The sequence below is a fragment of the Vreelandella arcis genome, assembly GCF_900103865.1.
GTDB lineage: Bacteria > Pseudomonadota > Gammaproteobacteria > Pseudomonadales > Halomonadaceae > Vreelandella > Vreelandella arcis.
Genome location: NZ_FNII01000012.1, coordinates 19413 through 33877 on the forward strand (window position 1 = coordinate 19413; position 14465 = coordinate 33877).

At 60.6% G+C, this 14465-nt stretch carries 14 protein-coding genes, 1 pseudogene and 1 riboswitch; of the genes and pseudogenes, 4 read left to right on the forward strand and 11 right to left on the reverse strand.

Annotation, left to right across the window (positions count from 1 at the left end):
• Positions 1–35: 35 nt before the first annotated feature.
• The 4 genes from BLR97_RS14295 (at position 36) to BLR97_RS14310 (ending at position 3893) form a co-directional block, all read left to right on the forward strand.
• The gene (locus BLR97_RS14295; RefSeq protein WP_089707205.1) at positions 36–1052 is read left to right on the forward strand and encodes an ABC transporter substrate-binding protein; all 1017 of its coding nucleotides are present in this window, start codon (positions 36–38) and stop codon (positions 1050–1052) included.
• On the forward strand, positions 1049–2113 hold the full coding sequence (locus BLR97_RS14300; RefSeq protein WP_089707206.1) for a FecCD family ABC transporter permease: 1065 nt from the start codon (positions 1049–1051) through the stop codon (positions 2111–2113). Before BLR97_RS14295 ends, BLR97_RS14300 begins: the two co-directional genes overlap by 4 nt.
• A complete protein-coding gene (locus BLR97_RS14305) occupies positions 2113–2877 on the forward strand; it encodes an ABC transporter ATP-binding protein (RefSeq protein ID WP_089707207.1) in 765 nt (254 codons plus the stop codon). Before BLR97_RS14300 ends, BLR97_RS14305 begins: the two co-directional genes overlap by 1 nt.
• 125 nt (positions 2878–3002) lie before the next feature.
• Positions 3003–3893, forward strand: a complete 891-nt coding sequence (locus tag BLR97_RS14310; protein WP_089707208.1) for an NAD-dependent epimerase/dehydratase family protein — start codon at positions 3003–3005, stop codon at positions 3891–3893.
• A 22-nt stretch (positions 3894–3915) separates the two neighbouring features.
• Here the strand turns inward: BLR97_RS14310 and BLR97_RS14315 are convergent, their stop codons facing one another.
• The 11 genes and pseudogenes from BLR97_RS14315 to cobT all read right to left on the reverse strand — a co-directional run bounded on the left by BLR97_RS14315 (position 3916) and on the right by cobT (position 14199).
• Positions 3916–4686, reverse strand: a complete 771-nt coding sequence (locus tag BLR97_RS14315) for an ABC transporter ATP-binding protein (protein ID WP_089707209.1) — start codon at positions 4684–4686, stop codon at positions 3916–3918.
• A complete protein-coding gene (locus BLR97_RS14320; RefSeq protein ID WP_089707210.1) occupies positions 4686–5657 on the reverse strand; it encodes a FecCD family ABC transporter permease in 972 nt (323 codons plus the stop codon). The genes BLR97_RS14315 and BLR97_RS14320 overlap by 1 nt, the downstream gene beginning before the upstream one ends.
• A 12-nt stretch (positions 5658–5669) precedes the next feature.
• A pseudogene (locus tag BLR97_RS14325) lies at positions 5670–6596 on the reverse strand (cobalamin-binding protein).
• Entirely contained in the window at positions 6577–8397 is a 1821-nt protein-coding gene (locus BLR97_RS14330) for a TonB-dependent receptor domain-containing protein (protein ID WP_089707211.1), read from the reverse strand. Before BLR97_RS14330 ends, BLR97_RS14325 begins: the two are co-directional and overlap by 20 nt.
• A 141-nt stretch (positions 8398–8538) precedes the next feature.
• Positions 8539–8760: riboswitch (cobalamin riboswitch) on the reverse strand.
• A 19-nt stretch (positions 8761–8779) separates the two neighbouring features.
• Complete coding sequence (locus tag BLR97_RS14335; protein WP_089707212.1) at positions 8780–9217, reverse strand: bifunctional adenosylcobinamide kinase/adenosylcobinamide-phosphate guanylyltransferase; 438 nt, start codon at positions 9215–9217, stop codon at positions 8780–8782.
• Positions 9169–9822: a histidine phosphatase family protein gene (locus BLR97_RS14340; protein WP_089707213.1), complete on the reverse strand. Its 654-nt coding sequence runs from the start codon at positions 9820–9822 to the stop codon at positions 9169–9171. The genes BLR97_RS14335 and BLR97_RS14340 overlap by 49 nt, the downstream gene beginning before the upstream one ends.
• Positions 9759–10535, reverse strand: coding sequence for an adenosylcobinamide-GDP ribazoletransferase (locus BLR97_RS14345; RefSeq protein WP_089707214.1), 777 nt, complete (start codon positions 10533–10535; stop codon positions 9759–9761). The genes BLR97_RS14340 and BLR97_RS14345 overlap by 64 nt, the downstream gene beginning before the upstream one ends.
• Positions 10532–11068, reverse strand: a complete 537-nt coding sequence (locus BLR97_RS14350) for a bifunctional adenosylcobinamide kinase/adenosylcobinamide-phosphate guanylyltransferase (protein ID WP_089707215.1) — start codon at positions 11066–11068, stop codon at positions 10532–10534. The genes BLR97_RS14345 and BLR97_RS14350 overlap by 4 nt, the downstream gene beginning before the upstream one ends.
• Positions 11052–12146 carry a threonine-phosphate decarboxylase CobD gene (gene cobD / locus BLR97_RS14355; protein WP_089707216.1) on the reverse strand — a complete coding sequence of 365 codons (1095 nt, stop codon included), beginning with the start codon at positions 12144–12146 and terminating at the stop codon, positions 11052–11054. The genes BLR97_RS14350 and cobD overlap by 17 nt, the downstream gene beginning before the upstream one ends.
• A complete protein-coding gene (cbiB, locus tag BLR97_RS14360) occupies positions 12143–13138 on the reverse strand; it encodes an adenosylcobinamide-phosphate synthase CbiB (RefSeq protein WP_089707217.1) in 996 nt (331 codons plus the stop codon). The genes cobD and cbiB overlap by 4 nt, the downstream gene beginning before the upstream one ends.
• Complete coding sequence (gene cobT, locus BLR97_RS14365; RefSeq protein ID WP_089707218.1) at positions 13135–14199, reverse strand: nicotinate-nucleotide--dimethylbenzimidazole phosphoribosyltransferase; 1065 nt, start codon at positions 14197–14199, stop codon at positions 13135–13137. The genes cbiB and cobT overlap by 4 nt, the downstream gene beginning before the upstream one ends.
• Positions 14200–14465 lie beyond the last annotated feature (266 nt).

The following is a 14465-nucleotide window of genomic DNA, read 5'->3' on the forward strand; positions in this document are numbered from 1 at the left end:
ACAGGCGTCATTCGATCCGTTGACGGAAGCCAGACATGAAGACCGCACCTTACCTGCTGACCGCGGCAACGCTACTGCCCGCCGCTCATGCAATGGCCGATGCCACCGACTACCCCTTGAGCTTAACCAACTGCGGCATGGAGATAAGCATCACGTCGGCACCCGAGCGAACGGTGACGGTGGGTCAATCGGCCACGGAAATCCTCTATTCGCTGGGGCTCGCTGATCGAGTCACCGGCACCTCGGTCTGGTTCAACCCGGTCTTGCCGGCGTTTGCTGAGGCCAATGATGAGATCGAGCGGATTGCCAACGACGACCCGAGCTTCGAGGCCGTGGTCAATAAACGGCCGGACCTGGTGGCGGTTCAGTACGAGTGGCACGTGGGCCCCACCGGCAGCGTGGCCAGCCGGGATCAGTTTCATGAACTGGGTATCAACACTTACATCATGCCCGCCGATTGCGACACCAAGGATAACTCGACCGGCGGCGATGGTACCCGTACCGCCGCCTTCTCGACGGATTCCATCTATAAAGGGATCACCGAGTTAGCCCAAATTTACGATGTTCAAGAAGCTGGCGAGGCACTGGTCGCCGACCTTGCCGCCCGCGAAGAGCGCGCCATCGACCTGGCGAGCAGCCTTGAGTTGCCGGAGGATCTATCTGCGGCCTTCTGGTTTTCGTCCACGGATCTGGGCGTCAGCCCCTTCGTTGCCGGACGACTGGGCGCACCGGGCTATATGATGGAGAAACTCGGCATTCGCAATGTCATCGCGTCAGACGAGGAGTGGCCCACCATCGGCTGGGAGAGCATCGCCCGGGCCGACCCGGACGTGCTTGTGATCGCCCGGATGGATCGCCGCCGTTTTCCTGCCGACGACATCGACGCGAAACGCGAGTTTTTACGCAGCGACCCGGTCACCCAGGAGATGAGCGCGGTCAAGAACAACCGCATCGTGGAGATGGATGCCCACGCCATGAGCGCCACCATGCGCACTATCTATGGCCTCGAGTCACTGGCCGAAGCGCTATCAACCATGTCGTTTAACGAATGAGCATCGCACTGACACGACCAACCGCCAGTCGACTGGGATTGCGCTGGCTATGGGTAACGCCGCTGGTGCTGGTGACAGCGCTGATCGCGGGTACCGCTATCGGCGAGACGCCGATCCCCGTGGATACCATTGTCAAAGTGCTCGCCAATCAGCTGTTAGGCGCCGATTACGCGGTTGACCGAATCGACGCGGGGATTATCTGGAACTACCGACTTAGCCGTGCCGTGGTCGCCGCCTGTTGCGGCACCAGCTTGGCCCTGGCGGGGGTCGTACTACAGGCGCTGCTGCGCAATCCTTTGGCTGACCCCTACTTAATGGGTATTTCCGCCGGGGCCTCTACGGGTGCCGTTGCGGTGGCAGTTGCAGGCTTAGGCGCCGGTGCGCTTTCGCTCTCCCTGGGTGCCTTTGTGGGCGCCCTGCTCTCCTTTGGCATTGTGGTGATGCTCGCCCATGCGGCCAACAGCGGTGTAGGTGGCGGCCGCGGCGTTCAGGCCGCGGGGGCAATTATTCTGGCGGGTATTGCAGGCTCGCAGCTGTTCAATGCGCTGACCGCTTTTATCATTACCAAGTCAGCGAGCGCCGAGCAGGCCCGGGGCATCATGTTCTGGCTGATGGGCAATCTTTCAGGAGTGCGCTGGGCCGATGTGACCTTGGCGGTGCCTGCGGCGCTATTCGGGCTGCTGGTTTGCCTGTGGCACCGGCGCTCCCTGGATGCGTTTACCTTCGGCGCCGACAGCGCCGCCTCCATGGGCATCGCGGTGCGCCCGGTGCGGGGCATGCTGATTATCGCCATGGCGCTGGTCACGGCGGTCATGGTGTCTATTGTTGGGGCCATCGGCTTTGTCGGCCTGGTGATCCCCCACGCGATGCGCTTTATCGTGGGAAGCCGCCATACCCGGCTGGTGCCGGCTACGGCGCTGGCCGGCGCGGTGTTTTTGATCGGCTCGGATATTCTTTCCCGGGTGCTGGTCTCCGGCCAGGTGCTCCCCATCGGGGTGATTACCTCACTGATCGGCGCGCCCGCATTTGCGCTGATCCTGGTACGCGGCAAGAGGTCCTGATGCGCTTATCGGCTGAAAAGCTTGCCTGGTCGGTGCACGGCACGCCACTGCTGACTGACGTCAACCTTACCGTCGAACCCGGCCAGACCTTTGGCCTGGTGGGGCCGAACGGCTCGGGCAAAACGTCCCTTCTGCGCCTGCTGGCAGGTTTGAACAAACCCAAGGCAGGCCGGGTATTGATCGACCACCAGCCGATGCACACGCTCAAGCAACGGGCGATCGCCCAGTCCATCGCCCTGGTGGAACAGCAGGCCGACACCACCGACCGCATTACCGTGCATCAGGTGGCCTCACTGGGCCGCACCCCCTTCCTTTCCGCGTTGCGCCCCTGGTCGAAGGAAGACGACGCCATTGTGGCCCAGGCACTGCACGACGTCGATATGGCGCATATGACGGATCGTCTTTGGCATACCCTGTCGGGCGGTGAGCGCCAGCGCGTGCACATTGCCCGAGCGCTGGCCCAGCAGCCTAAAATTCTGCTACTGGATGAACCCACCAACCACCTGGACATTCGCCACCAGCTGTCGATTCTTGAACTGGTTCGGCAACTGCCCATCACGGTGATGATCTCGCTGCATGACCTCAATCACGCCATGGAGTGTGACCGCATCGGCGTCATGGACGGCGGCCGCCTGATCGACAGCGGCCTGCCCCAGGAGGCGCTCACCGCCGCCAGGCTCCGGCAAACCTTTGGGGTGTATGCCCATGTGGTCGATGATCCTATTGATGGTAAGCAGATCATGCGTTTTCGCAGTGAGGTTTAGGCAACTTCTGATTAGCTAAAACCGCCCTTAAGCCATACACCTGCACAGTACATGGACGGCGCTTCGGCGGATCGAACCTTTCTTTGCTAGGGTGTATGGGTTCGTTCTATTAATTGGGGAACCCTATGCGTCTACTGTTCACCGGCGGCAGCGGCAAAGCTGGTCGCCATGCAACTGCTTATCTTCGCGATCAAGGATACCGCGTCACCAATCTGGATTGGGTGGCGTCTGACGTGCCCGGTATTACCACGCTGAAAACCGACCTGACCGATGCTGGGCAGGTATTCAATGCGTGCCAGGCCTACGCTGGAATCGACGAGCTGGAGCCGGGCACCGGCGTGCCGCGTTACGATGCGATTGTCCACTTCGCCGCCATACCGGCCATCCTGCATCGGCCGGACAACGAGACTTACCGCATTAATACGCTGAGTACCTACAATGTGCTGGATGCCGCCACTAAGCTGGGCATTCCCAAAGTCATCTTCGCCTCCAGCGAGACCACCTATGGCGTCTGTTTCGCTGATGGCGAACAAAAACCCGACTACCTACCCGTCGACGAAGAGCACCCCACGGTGCCTCAGGATAGCTACGCCATGAGTAAGGTGGTTAACGAAGTGACAGCGCGCTCCTTTCAAGCGCGCTCGGGCATCGATATTTACGGGCTGCGCATCAATAACGTTATCGAACCTCACGAGTATCGCCAGAATTTTCCCGCCTATATGGACGACCCTGCTCTGCGCCGCCGTAATATCTTCGCCTATATCGATGCCCGCGACCTGGGCCAGATGGTCGATTGCTGCCTGAAGACGGATGGCCTGGGCTACCAGGTGTTTAACGTCGCCAATGACGAACTGTCAGTAGGCCTGACCAACGCCCAGGTCATTGAACGCTTCTACTCCGGGGTGCCGGTCAAGTACGAGATGGGTGAATTCGAGACCTTCTACAGCATCGACAAAGCTCGGCGTCTGGTGGGTTTTGCGCCGCGCCATTCCTGGCGGGATGAACTCGAGCAGTGAGGGTAAACCAGTAGAGTTTGTATCACCCTTTTATCGGCACAAACACCGGCGCGCCATCGACCTCAACGACCGCCAGCCGCTGGCGATAGAGGCTTTCAAGCGCGCTGGGTACGAGCATGTGCTCCTTCGGCCCCCAGCAGGCATCGCCGTTGGGGTAGAGCAGCAAAATATGGTCGCACCAGCGGGCGGCCAGGTTGAGGTCATGCAGGCACATCATCACCGCCTGGCCTTCCCTGGCCTGCTCGGCCATTAGCGCCATGACGGCGCTTTGGTGATGCAGGTCCAGATGATTGGTCGGCTCGTCGGCCAGCCAAATGGCCGGGGCTTGGGTCAGCACCGTGGCAATCGCCACCCGCTGACGTTCGCCGCCGGAGAGTGTATTCACCAGGCGGTCGCGCAGATGCGCGACATCAAGCCGTTCCAAGGCCTGTTCGGCGCGGGCATAGTCGTCGGCGCCTTCCATCTGCCAGGGCGATAGATACGGGTGGCGACCAATCAAGGCGGTTTCCAACACCGTGGCGGGAAAACCGTCCTGGCGGTCTTGAAACACCATGCCAAGCTGGCGGGCAATTTGCCGTCTGCGCTGCTGTGCTAGCGGCTTGTCGGCAAGCTTAACGTGGCCCGAACGCGGTGGCTTAAGTCCGGCCAGGGTGTGCAGCAGCGTGGTCTTGCCGGTCCCGTTGGGGCCTAATACGCCCCAGCTTTGGCCCGGCTCAATGGTAAGATTAAGCGGGGTTCCACCTTGGCGGCCGGGCACGTCGATGATGAGGTCTTGAGTTACCAGGCGACTCATCAGCGGCTCCGATACAGCAGAAACAGGAACGTCGGCACGCCGAGCAGCGCGGTAATCACCCCCACCGGCAATTGCTCGGGGGCGATGATGGTGCGTGCCAGAGTATCGGCCAGCACCAGCAGCGTGCCACCCGCCAGCGCGCAAGCAGGTAAGATCAACCGCTGGTCGTTGCCCAATAACAATCGCAGCATGTGGGGTATCACCAGGCCAACAAACCCGATGCTACCGGCGGTGGTGACGGCGGCGGCGGTCAGAATGCTCGCCACGACATAAATACCCCATTCCAGCGGTCGCACGTCGACCCCCAGCGCGGCTGCCTGTTGAGGGCCGCGGGCGAGCACGTTCAGGCTGCGGCCAAGCGGCACCAGCACAAGGCAAATCGTGATCAACAGGATGAGCGGCGGCCAGGGCGTGCGGGCGTAAGACAAATCCCCCATCAGCCAGTAGAGCATGCCCGGCAGGCGCTCGGCCGGGCTCATTGCCAACATCAAGGTAATGACAGCGCCCCACCCCGCCGCGACGACCACACCGGTTAATAGCAGCCGCGAGGGCGTCCAGCCGCCGCGACCGTGGGCGAGGCCAAATACCAGAAAGGTCGAAAAAAGTGCTCCGGCAAACGCCGACCCGGACATCAACACACCGCCGAAGCCTGCCAGCATCGCCCCCAACGCGCCAATGGAAGCGCCGCCGGAAAGCCCCAGCACATAAGGGTCGGCCAAGGGGTTACGCAGCAATACCTGCATCAGGGCACCCGCCACTGCCAGCAGCCCACCCACGGCAAACGCGGAAAGCGCTCGAGGCAGACGCAACTCCATCACCATGGTGCGTGCCAGCCCATCACCATCCCCTCGCACAACCGCCCACACATCGCTGATCGAAAGCGACGCGCTGCCTACCATTAAGGCCGTGCTGAAGGCGGACAGCGCCAGCACAACCAACAGCAATAACGGTAGGCTCAATTGGCGGTACATAAGCCCCCTGGGTTAGCGACGTTCACGGGCGGTCTCGAGTTTTTCGCAAAGCAGCTTTGTCCCTTCCAACAAGCGTGGCGTGGGGCGTTGAATCAACGAAGGCGGCACAAAAAACAGGTTATCCTGGGTCACTGCGTCCAGCTCATCATACTGTTCCCAGTGAGTTAACCATTGGCGGTTTTCCTCGCCCATGCCTCCGGCAATAATCGCCTCGGGATTAGCAGCCAGCACCGCCTCGTCGTCCAGGCGCGGTACCAGCCGCTGCTAGTCGCCAAATACGTTGGCACCCCCACAGAGCCGTACTACCTGGCCAATAAGGTGTTCATCGTTAATGCTCATCAAGGGCTCATCCCACACCTGATAGAACGTTGGCACAGGATCACGATGGGCATAGCGATCCTCTAACTGCGCCATCCCCTCGCGAAACCCATCGGCGACTTTTTGCCCCGCCGATTCCGTGCCTGCTAACCGGGCCAAGCGTTCAATCACGCTGGCGACTCCGTCAACGCCGCGTGGTTCAATATAAAACACGGGCATACCGAGCGAAGCGAGCGTTTCAAGCTGCTTGGGTGGGTTACCAGTAGTCCAGCCAATGACTAAATCGGGCGATAGCGCGACCAGTGCTTCCAGATCCACACGCGTATGGCTGCCAACCGAGGGCACCTCCTGTGCCTCCTCCGGGTAATCGCTGTAGTCGACCACCGCGACAACCTGGTCGCCGGCTCCCGCCGCATAGGTTAGCTCCGTGGCGCCGGGGGAGAGCGTGGCGATCCGCTGGGCAGCGTTATGCAGGCATACTTCACGTTCGCGGTCATCAATCACACAACGGGCAAGCGAGTCCGGTTCGGCTTCAGCCGCTGCACAACTGACGACAGAGAGCAGCACGGGGCATAAAGCCCCGCGTAACAGCCTGGTGAGGTTACTGGCCAAAATGAACACTGAGGAAAGCCGCCCGACCGGCGTTGATATAGTCATCACCATCAAAGGAGCGTGTCGTGACATAGTCTTGATCTAAAGCGTTTTCCAGCGTTACACGGGCACTCCATAGCGGAGCGAATTGCCAGCCGCCGCGCAGGTTCACGATGCCATAGCCACCAAGGCGATCTTCGTTTTCAGCATCGCGATAACGGTGGTTCTGCGCAACCCAAGAACCCCCAAACGACCAATCACCAAGTTCTCGATCCACATCCAAACGAACGCTTTGTGAGGCGCGGTTCTGTAGACGTTTGCCGGTTAAGCGGTTCTCGGGATCGGTATAGGTCAGCGCCGCCGCGAGCGTCCAGTCATTGACTTCAACACCGCTCGATAACTCTACTCCTCGGATACGCGAGGTAGGCACATTAAATTGCATGCCTTGGCCAGCAATCAAATTATCGATATCAGTTTGATAAAAGGCAAAATCCCAAAACCAACGAGCATACTGGCCACGCATGCCAGCTTCTACTGTTTCAGAGCTTTCAGGCACTAGCTCTGGATTACCTGCAAAAAAGCCAACATCAGGGTAATAAAGCTCATTAAAATTGGGAGCTTTAAATGCTGTTCCATAACTTATTCGAACCGAATGCTGCTGATTGAGCTCATATCCCAAGGCTAAACTTCCAGTCGTCTCGCTACCGTAGGCTTCGTTGTCATCTACCCGCAGGCTGGCCTGCAAGCTCAGAGGTGAAAAATCAAGCAGCCCTTGGGTAAAGACAGCCACATTGTCACGCGTGTCCACAGTATAATTTAGCGCGGTGTTATCTACACGATCTTCGCTAAATTCACTACCAACGATCAGCTCGTGGGCTCCCCACTGCAAATTATTTTGCCAGCTTACCGTCTGAGTGCGCGTCTCAATCACCGAGCTGTTGACCCCATCGATAGTATCCAGCTCATCCCGCGCCTCACTCAACGTCAACCGGGTTTGCAACGTGTCAGTAACTGCCAGTTCACCGTAAACCCCGGCCACTTGCTGAACGAAGTCGTTTTCAGCGCCATCGTACTCATTATTTCCGCGGGCACGAAGCGCCAAAACGCCTACCTCACTGCCATCCTCAAAGGTGTGCGACACCCGTGCTAAGGCTGAGGTGCTGTCGTAGCCTTTATCTTCACCATCACGCCGAACTGGCTGCCCGTTAGTATTAAAGTGGCTACCCGCAAAACTGTAACGCGTGCCGCCTTCGCGACCGCTAATACCGGCGCTTAAGCGCTGGGTATTGAACGACCCACCGCCCACCGAAAAGCGCGGCTGCGGGCCTTCTTCTTCGCCTTCAGGGGTAAATAGCTGGATTACTCCACCCACAGCGTCGGCGCCGTAAAGGCTGCCGCGCGGGCCGCGCACAATTTCAGCACGGTCAAACATTCGCGGATCAAGGTACTGCCAGGTAGCGCCACCAGCGGTAGCCGAACGTAAACGAATACCATCAATAAGCAAAACGGCGGAATCGCTGCCTGTGCCCCGTAAATAAACGCTACTGACCTTACCGAAGGAGCCATTGGTTGAAACATCCACCCCCGGCTGGCCACGGAATAAATCGGTCAGACTGGTCGGGTTCTGGCGGCGTAGCGTGGCTTCGTCTATCACGGTCACCGACGACAGGCTTTCATTGGCGGTTTGTGGCGCGAGGGCGGCCGTGACGACGACGGGGTCAAGCGAGGACAAATCGCGGGTCGACTCGGAGGACTGTGCATGCACGACGAAAGGCAGCGCAGCCAAACTGAACGTTGCCATGGCGGCACAGGTATGAAAACAGTATGACATGAGGATTTCCCTTGCTCGCTGTGCTCACCCGCAGAGCGTGTTTTTAGAGCCAAGGGGCGGCCTTGCAAGGAAGTCGCGCGCGAAGGAAATACGCCGATAACTGCCCCGGGAGCGCCCACCGCGCTTGGCATGTGTTGGTTGGATACAACCATGCTCTCGGCCGGTCTCCGGGCTGACGAGCGAAAATGGCGGATGGCCCTTTTCCGAACGACCGCCTTCCCGTGCTGGGCACAGTGGCAAATGGCCGTTCTTGTCTCGATCACCGTTGCGGGGGCAGCGCTGGGCTTACGCTAGGCGTTCACCAGCTTCCCGTTTCACCCTCAGCGCGGTTCGCTGAGGGCACCTGAGAGTGCGCGTAAGCTAGCAAGTTGGTGTGGGGAGGTCAATTTTGACCGTCAAGGGCCATCACCAACCCATGGCGCACATACCAGACTTGCTCAGCTTGGGCGGCGGCGTCCTGGCTGAACCAGCCATTGAGATCGCGCAGTCGGCGTTCGTTGCGCTCCATGGGCACGATGCCCCGGCCAATCTCGTTGACGATAATCACAAGTGCGGCGTCGTTCGTTTGCGCCGCGTGCGTCAGGCGCTGCAGATCGTCTTGCCATTGGCGTCGCGCCTCGTCATCGTCTTGCAACTGATCGATAGACGCCGCCAGCCAGTCGAAAACGCCGTCAACGACCAGCGGCGTGCCACCCACCAGCCCATCGGCGGCTGATATAAGCCGCTGGCCGGGCGTCAGTCGCCACCAGGTCGCCTGGGGAAAACGTGCGGCTACGGCGTCGTGCTTGCCGGCGCGGGCACCGCCGATGAAGAGCTGCATTGCCATTCCCCTTGTCCATGGTCGTCTTGCTGATAAGTAAGCTGCCAGCGTCTGCCTTGCGCCTGGTGCACCGTGCCCTGCCAGAAATCGATGGTTTCAAAGCGGCGGCGTAATTCACGAATCACCCCACCGTGGGTGACCACCAGCACTTTTTTATAGCCGTCCTGTTGGGCCTTCTCGGCCAGCGTCTGAAGCCAGACTTCCAGCCGTTCACGCAGCTGCGCCGCCGACTCACCGCCGGGGATTTGCAGCTCGCCGACGCTATCCACCCAGGCGCGGTAGTGCGGCAAGTCTTTCAGCTCGTCGTAGACCTTGCCTTCGTAGTCGCCGAAGTCCAGCTCGCGCAGGCGCGGCTCCAGGTGAACGGGAATGCCCGGCCTGGCAGCCAGGGACCACTCGAGCGTTTGCTGGCAGCGGTCCAGGTCGCTTGCGTAGATGGCATCGAAACGCTCGTCCACCAGCGCCTTGCGAAGCGCCATCAGCCCTTCTTCCGCTTCAGGAAGTAGCAGCGGAATATCGCGCTGCCCCTGGTAGCGGCGCTCTAGATTCCAGGCGGTGATACCGTGGCGAACTGCCACCAGTTCCACATCATGACCAGTAGCCAAAGCTCCCCTCCTTCAATGGTGGCACCGACCATATCGCCGTTAATGCCGTTAAATGAACGTACCAGTGCCCACCGCGCCGCCGCCACGAATAACGCGACGACTGCCAGCCAGCCAACCAGCGCTGGATAAATCAGGGCCAGTGGGACGAGGGGCACCAGGGCAAGCGCCACCTCACGCGGGCGTAGCGACTGCTGCCAGCTCCACGCCAGGCCCTGTTGATGCGCGCAGGGCGACAGCGTCAGCAACGCCACGCCTGCCCAGCGGCCCAGCGCGGGCAGCACGACCAACCACCAGAGCGGTGCCTGGTAATGCAGTAGCGCCCACAGCAGCACGCCTTTCCACGCCAGCAGGAAGATAAGTGCCAGCATGGCAAAGCTGCCAATCTTTGAATCCTTGAGAATTTCCCAACGCCGCGCCAGGGGTTGATTGCTGCCCAGCGCATCGGCCAGGTCCATCACCCCATCCAGATGTAGACCGCCGGATACACCCACCCAGAGGCTCAACAGCACCAGCGCAATAATCGGCGTCGGCGTGGCAAGCGCGACGAGCCCGTGCGCGGCTAGCGCGAGCACGACGCCCATCGCCAGACCCACCAGCGGATAGGCTCGCACAGCCCAGCGGCGCGTTGTCGGCGTCCACGGGCAGGCCACAGGCACCGGCAGGCGGGTCAAAAACTGTAGCGCCAACAAGCCGCCAAACAGTGCGTCTTTCATTGCGGCTCCTTGACCAATTTCCATTCGATGGCGCAGCCCGCCACCACTTCCAGCACCGAGTCCGCTTCAGCAGCCAGTAGATAATGGAGGCGCTGTAAAAACGCCACATAGCGCCATGTTTCGGCGTTGTCGGGCAGCAGGTCTTCATTGATGTCATTGGAGACCACTACCAGGCTGAGTCCCCGCACGCGGGCATCGTGCAGCGTGCTGGCCAACAGCGCCGTGCCTGCCTCTTCGCTTAGCTCGCTTGCGTAAAGCACCTGGCTGGCCCATAGCGTCAGGCAATCCAGCAGCGTCCCGTGGCCATCGGGCACCTGGGCCACAGCCTGATCAATGGCTAACGGCGCTTCCAGCGTCTGCCACTGCGCACCCCGGGATGCCTGGTGGCGGGCAACCCGCTCGGCCATCTCGCCATCGTAGACGCTCGCCGTGGCGATATAGTAGCGCGGCTTGTCCGCCGACAGCCGCTTAACGCACTGCTCCGCCACGTCGCTCTTGCCGCTGCGCGCCCCGCCGCTAACGAAGACAATCATGTAGCCCTTCCAGCAGTCGCGTGTTACCCGCCTCATCGCGCAGCGCAAGCCTCAGCCACTCGCCTTCGAGCCCGACAAAGCCGTGGGTGTGGCGGGCCAGGATACCGACGCGCAGCAGTCTCTCGAACAGCCGCGCGCTATCCAACCCCCGACGCCGCTGTGCCTCACCCGGGCGGACAAGAAAAAAGCAGGTGGTGCTGGGCACCACGTCCAGCCCCAGCGCTAATAACGCTTGGTACATTCTCGGCTGCTCGGTGGCGAGCCAGGCGTGGGTGTGGTCTGCAAACGCGTGATCTTCAAGCAGCGGTTTGACCAGCTCGGCGGCCAGGTGATTGACGCTCCAGGGCGGCTGGTGCCTGGCCAGCGCCTCAATCACCGCGCTTGAGGCCAACACGTAGCCCAGACGCAGGCCCGGCAGGGTATAAAACTTGGTCATCGAGCGCAGCAGAATCAAGCTGGGGTAACGCGACAGCAGGGGCGTTAGCGCCTCGGCCCCCAGCGTCATGTCGATAAACGCCTCATCGACCACTACCTGTGTACCCCGCGCCAGCGTTGCGGCCAGCAAGGCTTGTATAACGCGGCTTTCTATTAACGTGCCGGTCGGATTGTTCGGGCGGCATAAGAACACTACCTCAGCGTCGGCGGCGCGGCCGAGCAGCGTTGCCTGGTCAAGCGCAAAAGACGGCGCGCATAGTGGGATCTCCGTCAGTTGAAGCCGATGCGCCGCGCAGGCGCGGGCGTATTCGCCAAAGCTTGGAGCCAACACCGCCGCGCGTTTGCCGGCATGGTGCGCGGCGGCGAGAAAAATCGCCTCGGCGCCGCCGTTGGTCAGCAGCACCTGATCCGGGTGTAGACCTTGGTGCGCGGCAATGGCGTGCCTTGCAGTCGCGTAGCTTGGCTCCGGGTAGTGCCCCAGCCCGCCCAGGCGATCCGCCAGCCAGCCGGAGACCCACTCAGGCGGCCCCAGCGGGTTCAAATTGGCGCTGACATCATCAACCACATGATCGCCGGGCAGCCCGAAGCGTTCCAGCAAGGCATCTGCCTGGCCACCGTGGTTTGGCCATTCGGGCGAGGTCATAAAAGCTCCCAGACGATGAAACCAAGCACCGCGATCACGGCGAACAGCAGCCAGGTGGCGTGCATTAGCCGGATAGAGGCGTTGATATGTGCTACCTGTAGCGTCTCGAGCGACTCGCCCAGCGTCGCGCGTTGTGATGCGATACCTTGATAGAAGTTGGTGCCGCCGAGCTGCACGCCCAGCAGTCTTGCCATCATGGCCTCCGGCCAGCCGGCGTTGGGGCTTGGGTGGCGCGGCGCATCGTTCAACGTGCCGCGCAGGGCGCCCTGCCAGTGCAAGGGACGCGACCCTGAAACACTCAGCAACAGGCCCGCTAGCCACATACATAGCGTTGTTAAGCGGGCGGGTACCCAGTTAGCCACATCGTCCAGCTTGGCGGAGGCGTAACCGAAGTCGGCGTAGCGCTGATTGCGATAGCCGACCATGGAGTCCAGCGTGTTAATGGCCTTGTAGGCCAATGCCAGCGGTGCCCCGCCGATCAGCGCAAACAGCAGCGGCGCAGTAATACCATCCACGGTGTTTTCGGCGATGGTTTCAACGCCGCCACGGGTAATCTCCGCCTCATCAAGCTGCTCGGTATCGCGGCCGACCACTATGGCCAACGCCTGTCGCGCTGCTGGCAGATCGCCTTCGGCAAGCGGCTTGGCAATCGCTCGCCCTGCGTCAGCCAGGCCCTTGATGGCAAGCGTGGTGGCGAGAAGCCCTACCTCGGCGACGATACCCAGCCAGGGGTGCAAGGCAGTTAACAGCGCAAGCGCCAACCAGGCGGTCAAGAAAGTCCCTGATACGATCGTCGCGGTGAGTAAAAAGCCCGACCGCCGACGAGACTTGTCGCTGCCTTGATTCCAGCGGGCGTCCAGCACGCTTATCCCACGACCGATAATCACCACCGGATGCGGCAGTGAACGCGGATCGCCGATAATGAGATCAACCACGATGGCCACAGCGACCATTATCAGGCTGACGGGCAGATAATCACTGAATGCTGTCATGGGCCAGTTTTATCGCTAATGCCCGCATCGGCAAAGGTCGCCATTTCGTTGAGCATGGCGGCGGCTGACTGAAGCAGCGGGTACGCCAGCGCCGCCCCGCTGCCCTCGCCCAAGCGCATGCCCAGGTTCAGCAGCGGCTTGGCATCCAGCGCTTCCAGCGCCGTTGCGTGGCCAGGCTCTTCTGACTGATGGCCAAACACCAGATAACCGCGTACGTCAGGACATAGCCGACAGGCGGTGAGCGCGGCTACCGTGGCGATAAACCCATCGACGATGGCAGGCAGCCGATGGGCCGCCGAGGCTAGATAGGCCCCCGTCATGGCGGCGATTTCCAGCCCGCCCAGCTTGGTAAGCACATCTAACGGATCTTGCGGGTTTGCCCGGCGAGCATCAATGGCGTGTTCAATTACTGCGACTTTGTGAGCCTGCTGGGCACTGGTAATGCCCGTGCCCGCACCGACAACCTGGGCGACCGGCACATCAGTCAGCACCGCCAGCATAGCGCTGCTGGCGGTGGTATTGGCGATACCCATTTCACCCACGATGATGCTTTTCGCTCCAGCCTGCTGAGCACGCTCAACAGCGGCGACGCCCACTTCAATGGCCGCCAGCGCCTCGTTACGGCTCATGGCGCCTGAGATCTTGATATTGGCTGTTCCAGCACGCACCTTGGCGCGGGTGACGCTCGGCAGATCCAGGGGAGTGGCAACACCAACGTCGATGACTTCGATCCGCGCGCCAATTTGCCGGGCAAAGACGTTGATCGCCGCGCCGCCGTTGGCAAAATTGGCCACCATCTGCGCGGTCACTGACTGGGGAAACGCCGATACGCCCTCTTCCGCCACCCCATGATCGGCGGCAAACACCATCACGCTGGGCGGTGTTACCGTTAGTTTGGGATTGCCGGAGATTTCGCTTAGCTGAATCGCCAGGGTTTCTAACTGCCCAAGGCTGCCCGGTGGCTTGGTAAGGGTATCAAGATAGGCGCGGGTGTGTTCACCTGCGAGAGTGTCTACCGGCGCTATATGCCAGAGAATGGATAGAGCAACATCGTTGGGCATCTAAGCTCCAAAGTCTTCAACATCAACAGTGGGCAAATGGTAGCAAAAGCAGGCCTGCTATACTTGCGATTTGCGTTCTTGATGGCGCCAATCGGTTCCAAAGCGCCAGATGTCATCAAAGGGCCATCGTCTACGTCGATAGTCGTTATCCATTAGGGTAATAAAACTACAAATGCAGTTTTTATTGCCGTAAAGTTTCCTATATCGACCCCAAAAAATGTAAAATAACTACAAGTTTGACTCACCGTCGCTATCATGCAGAGGTC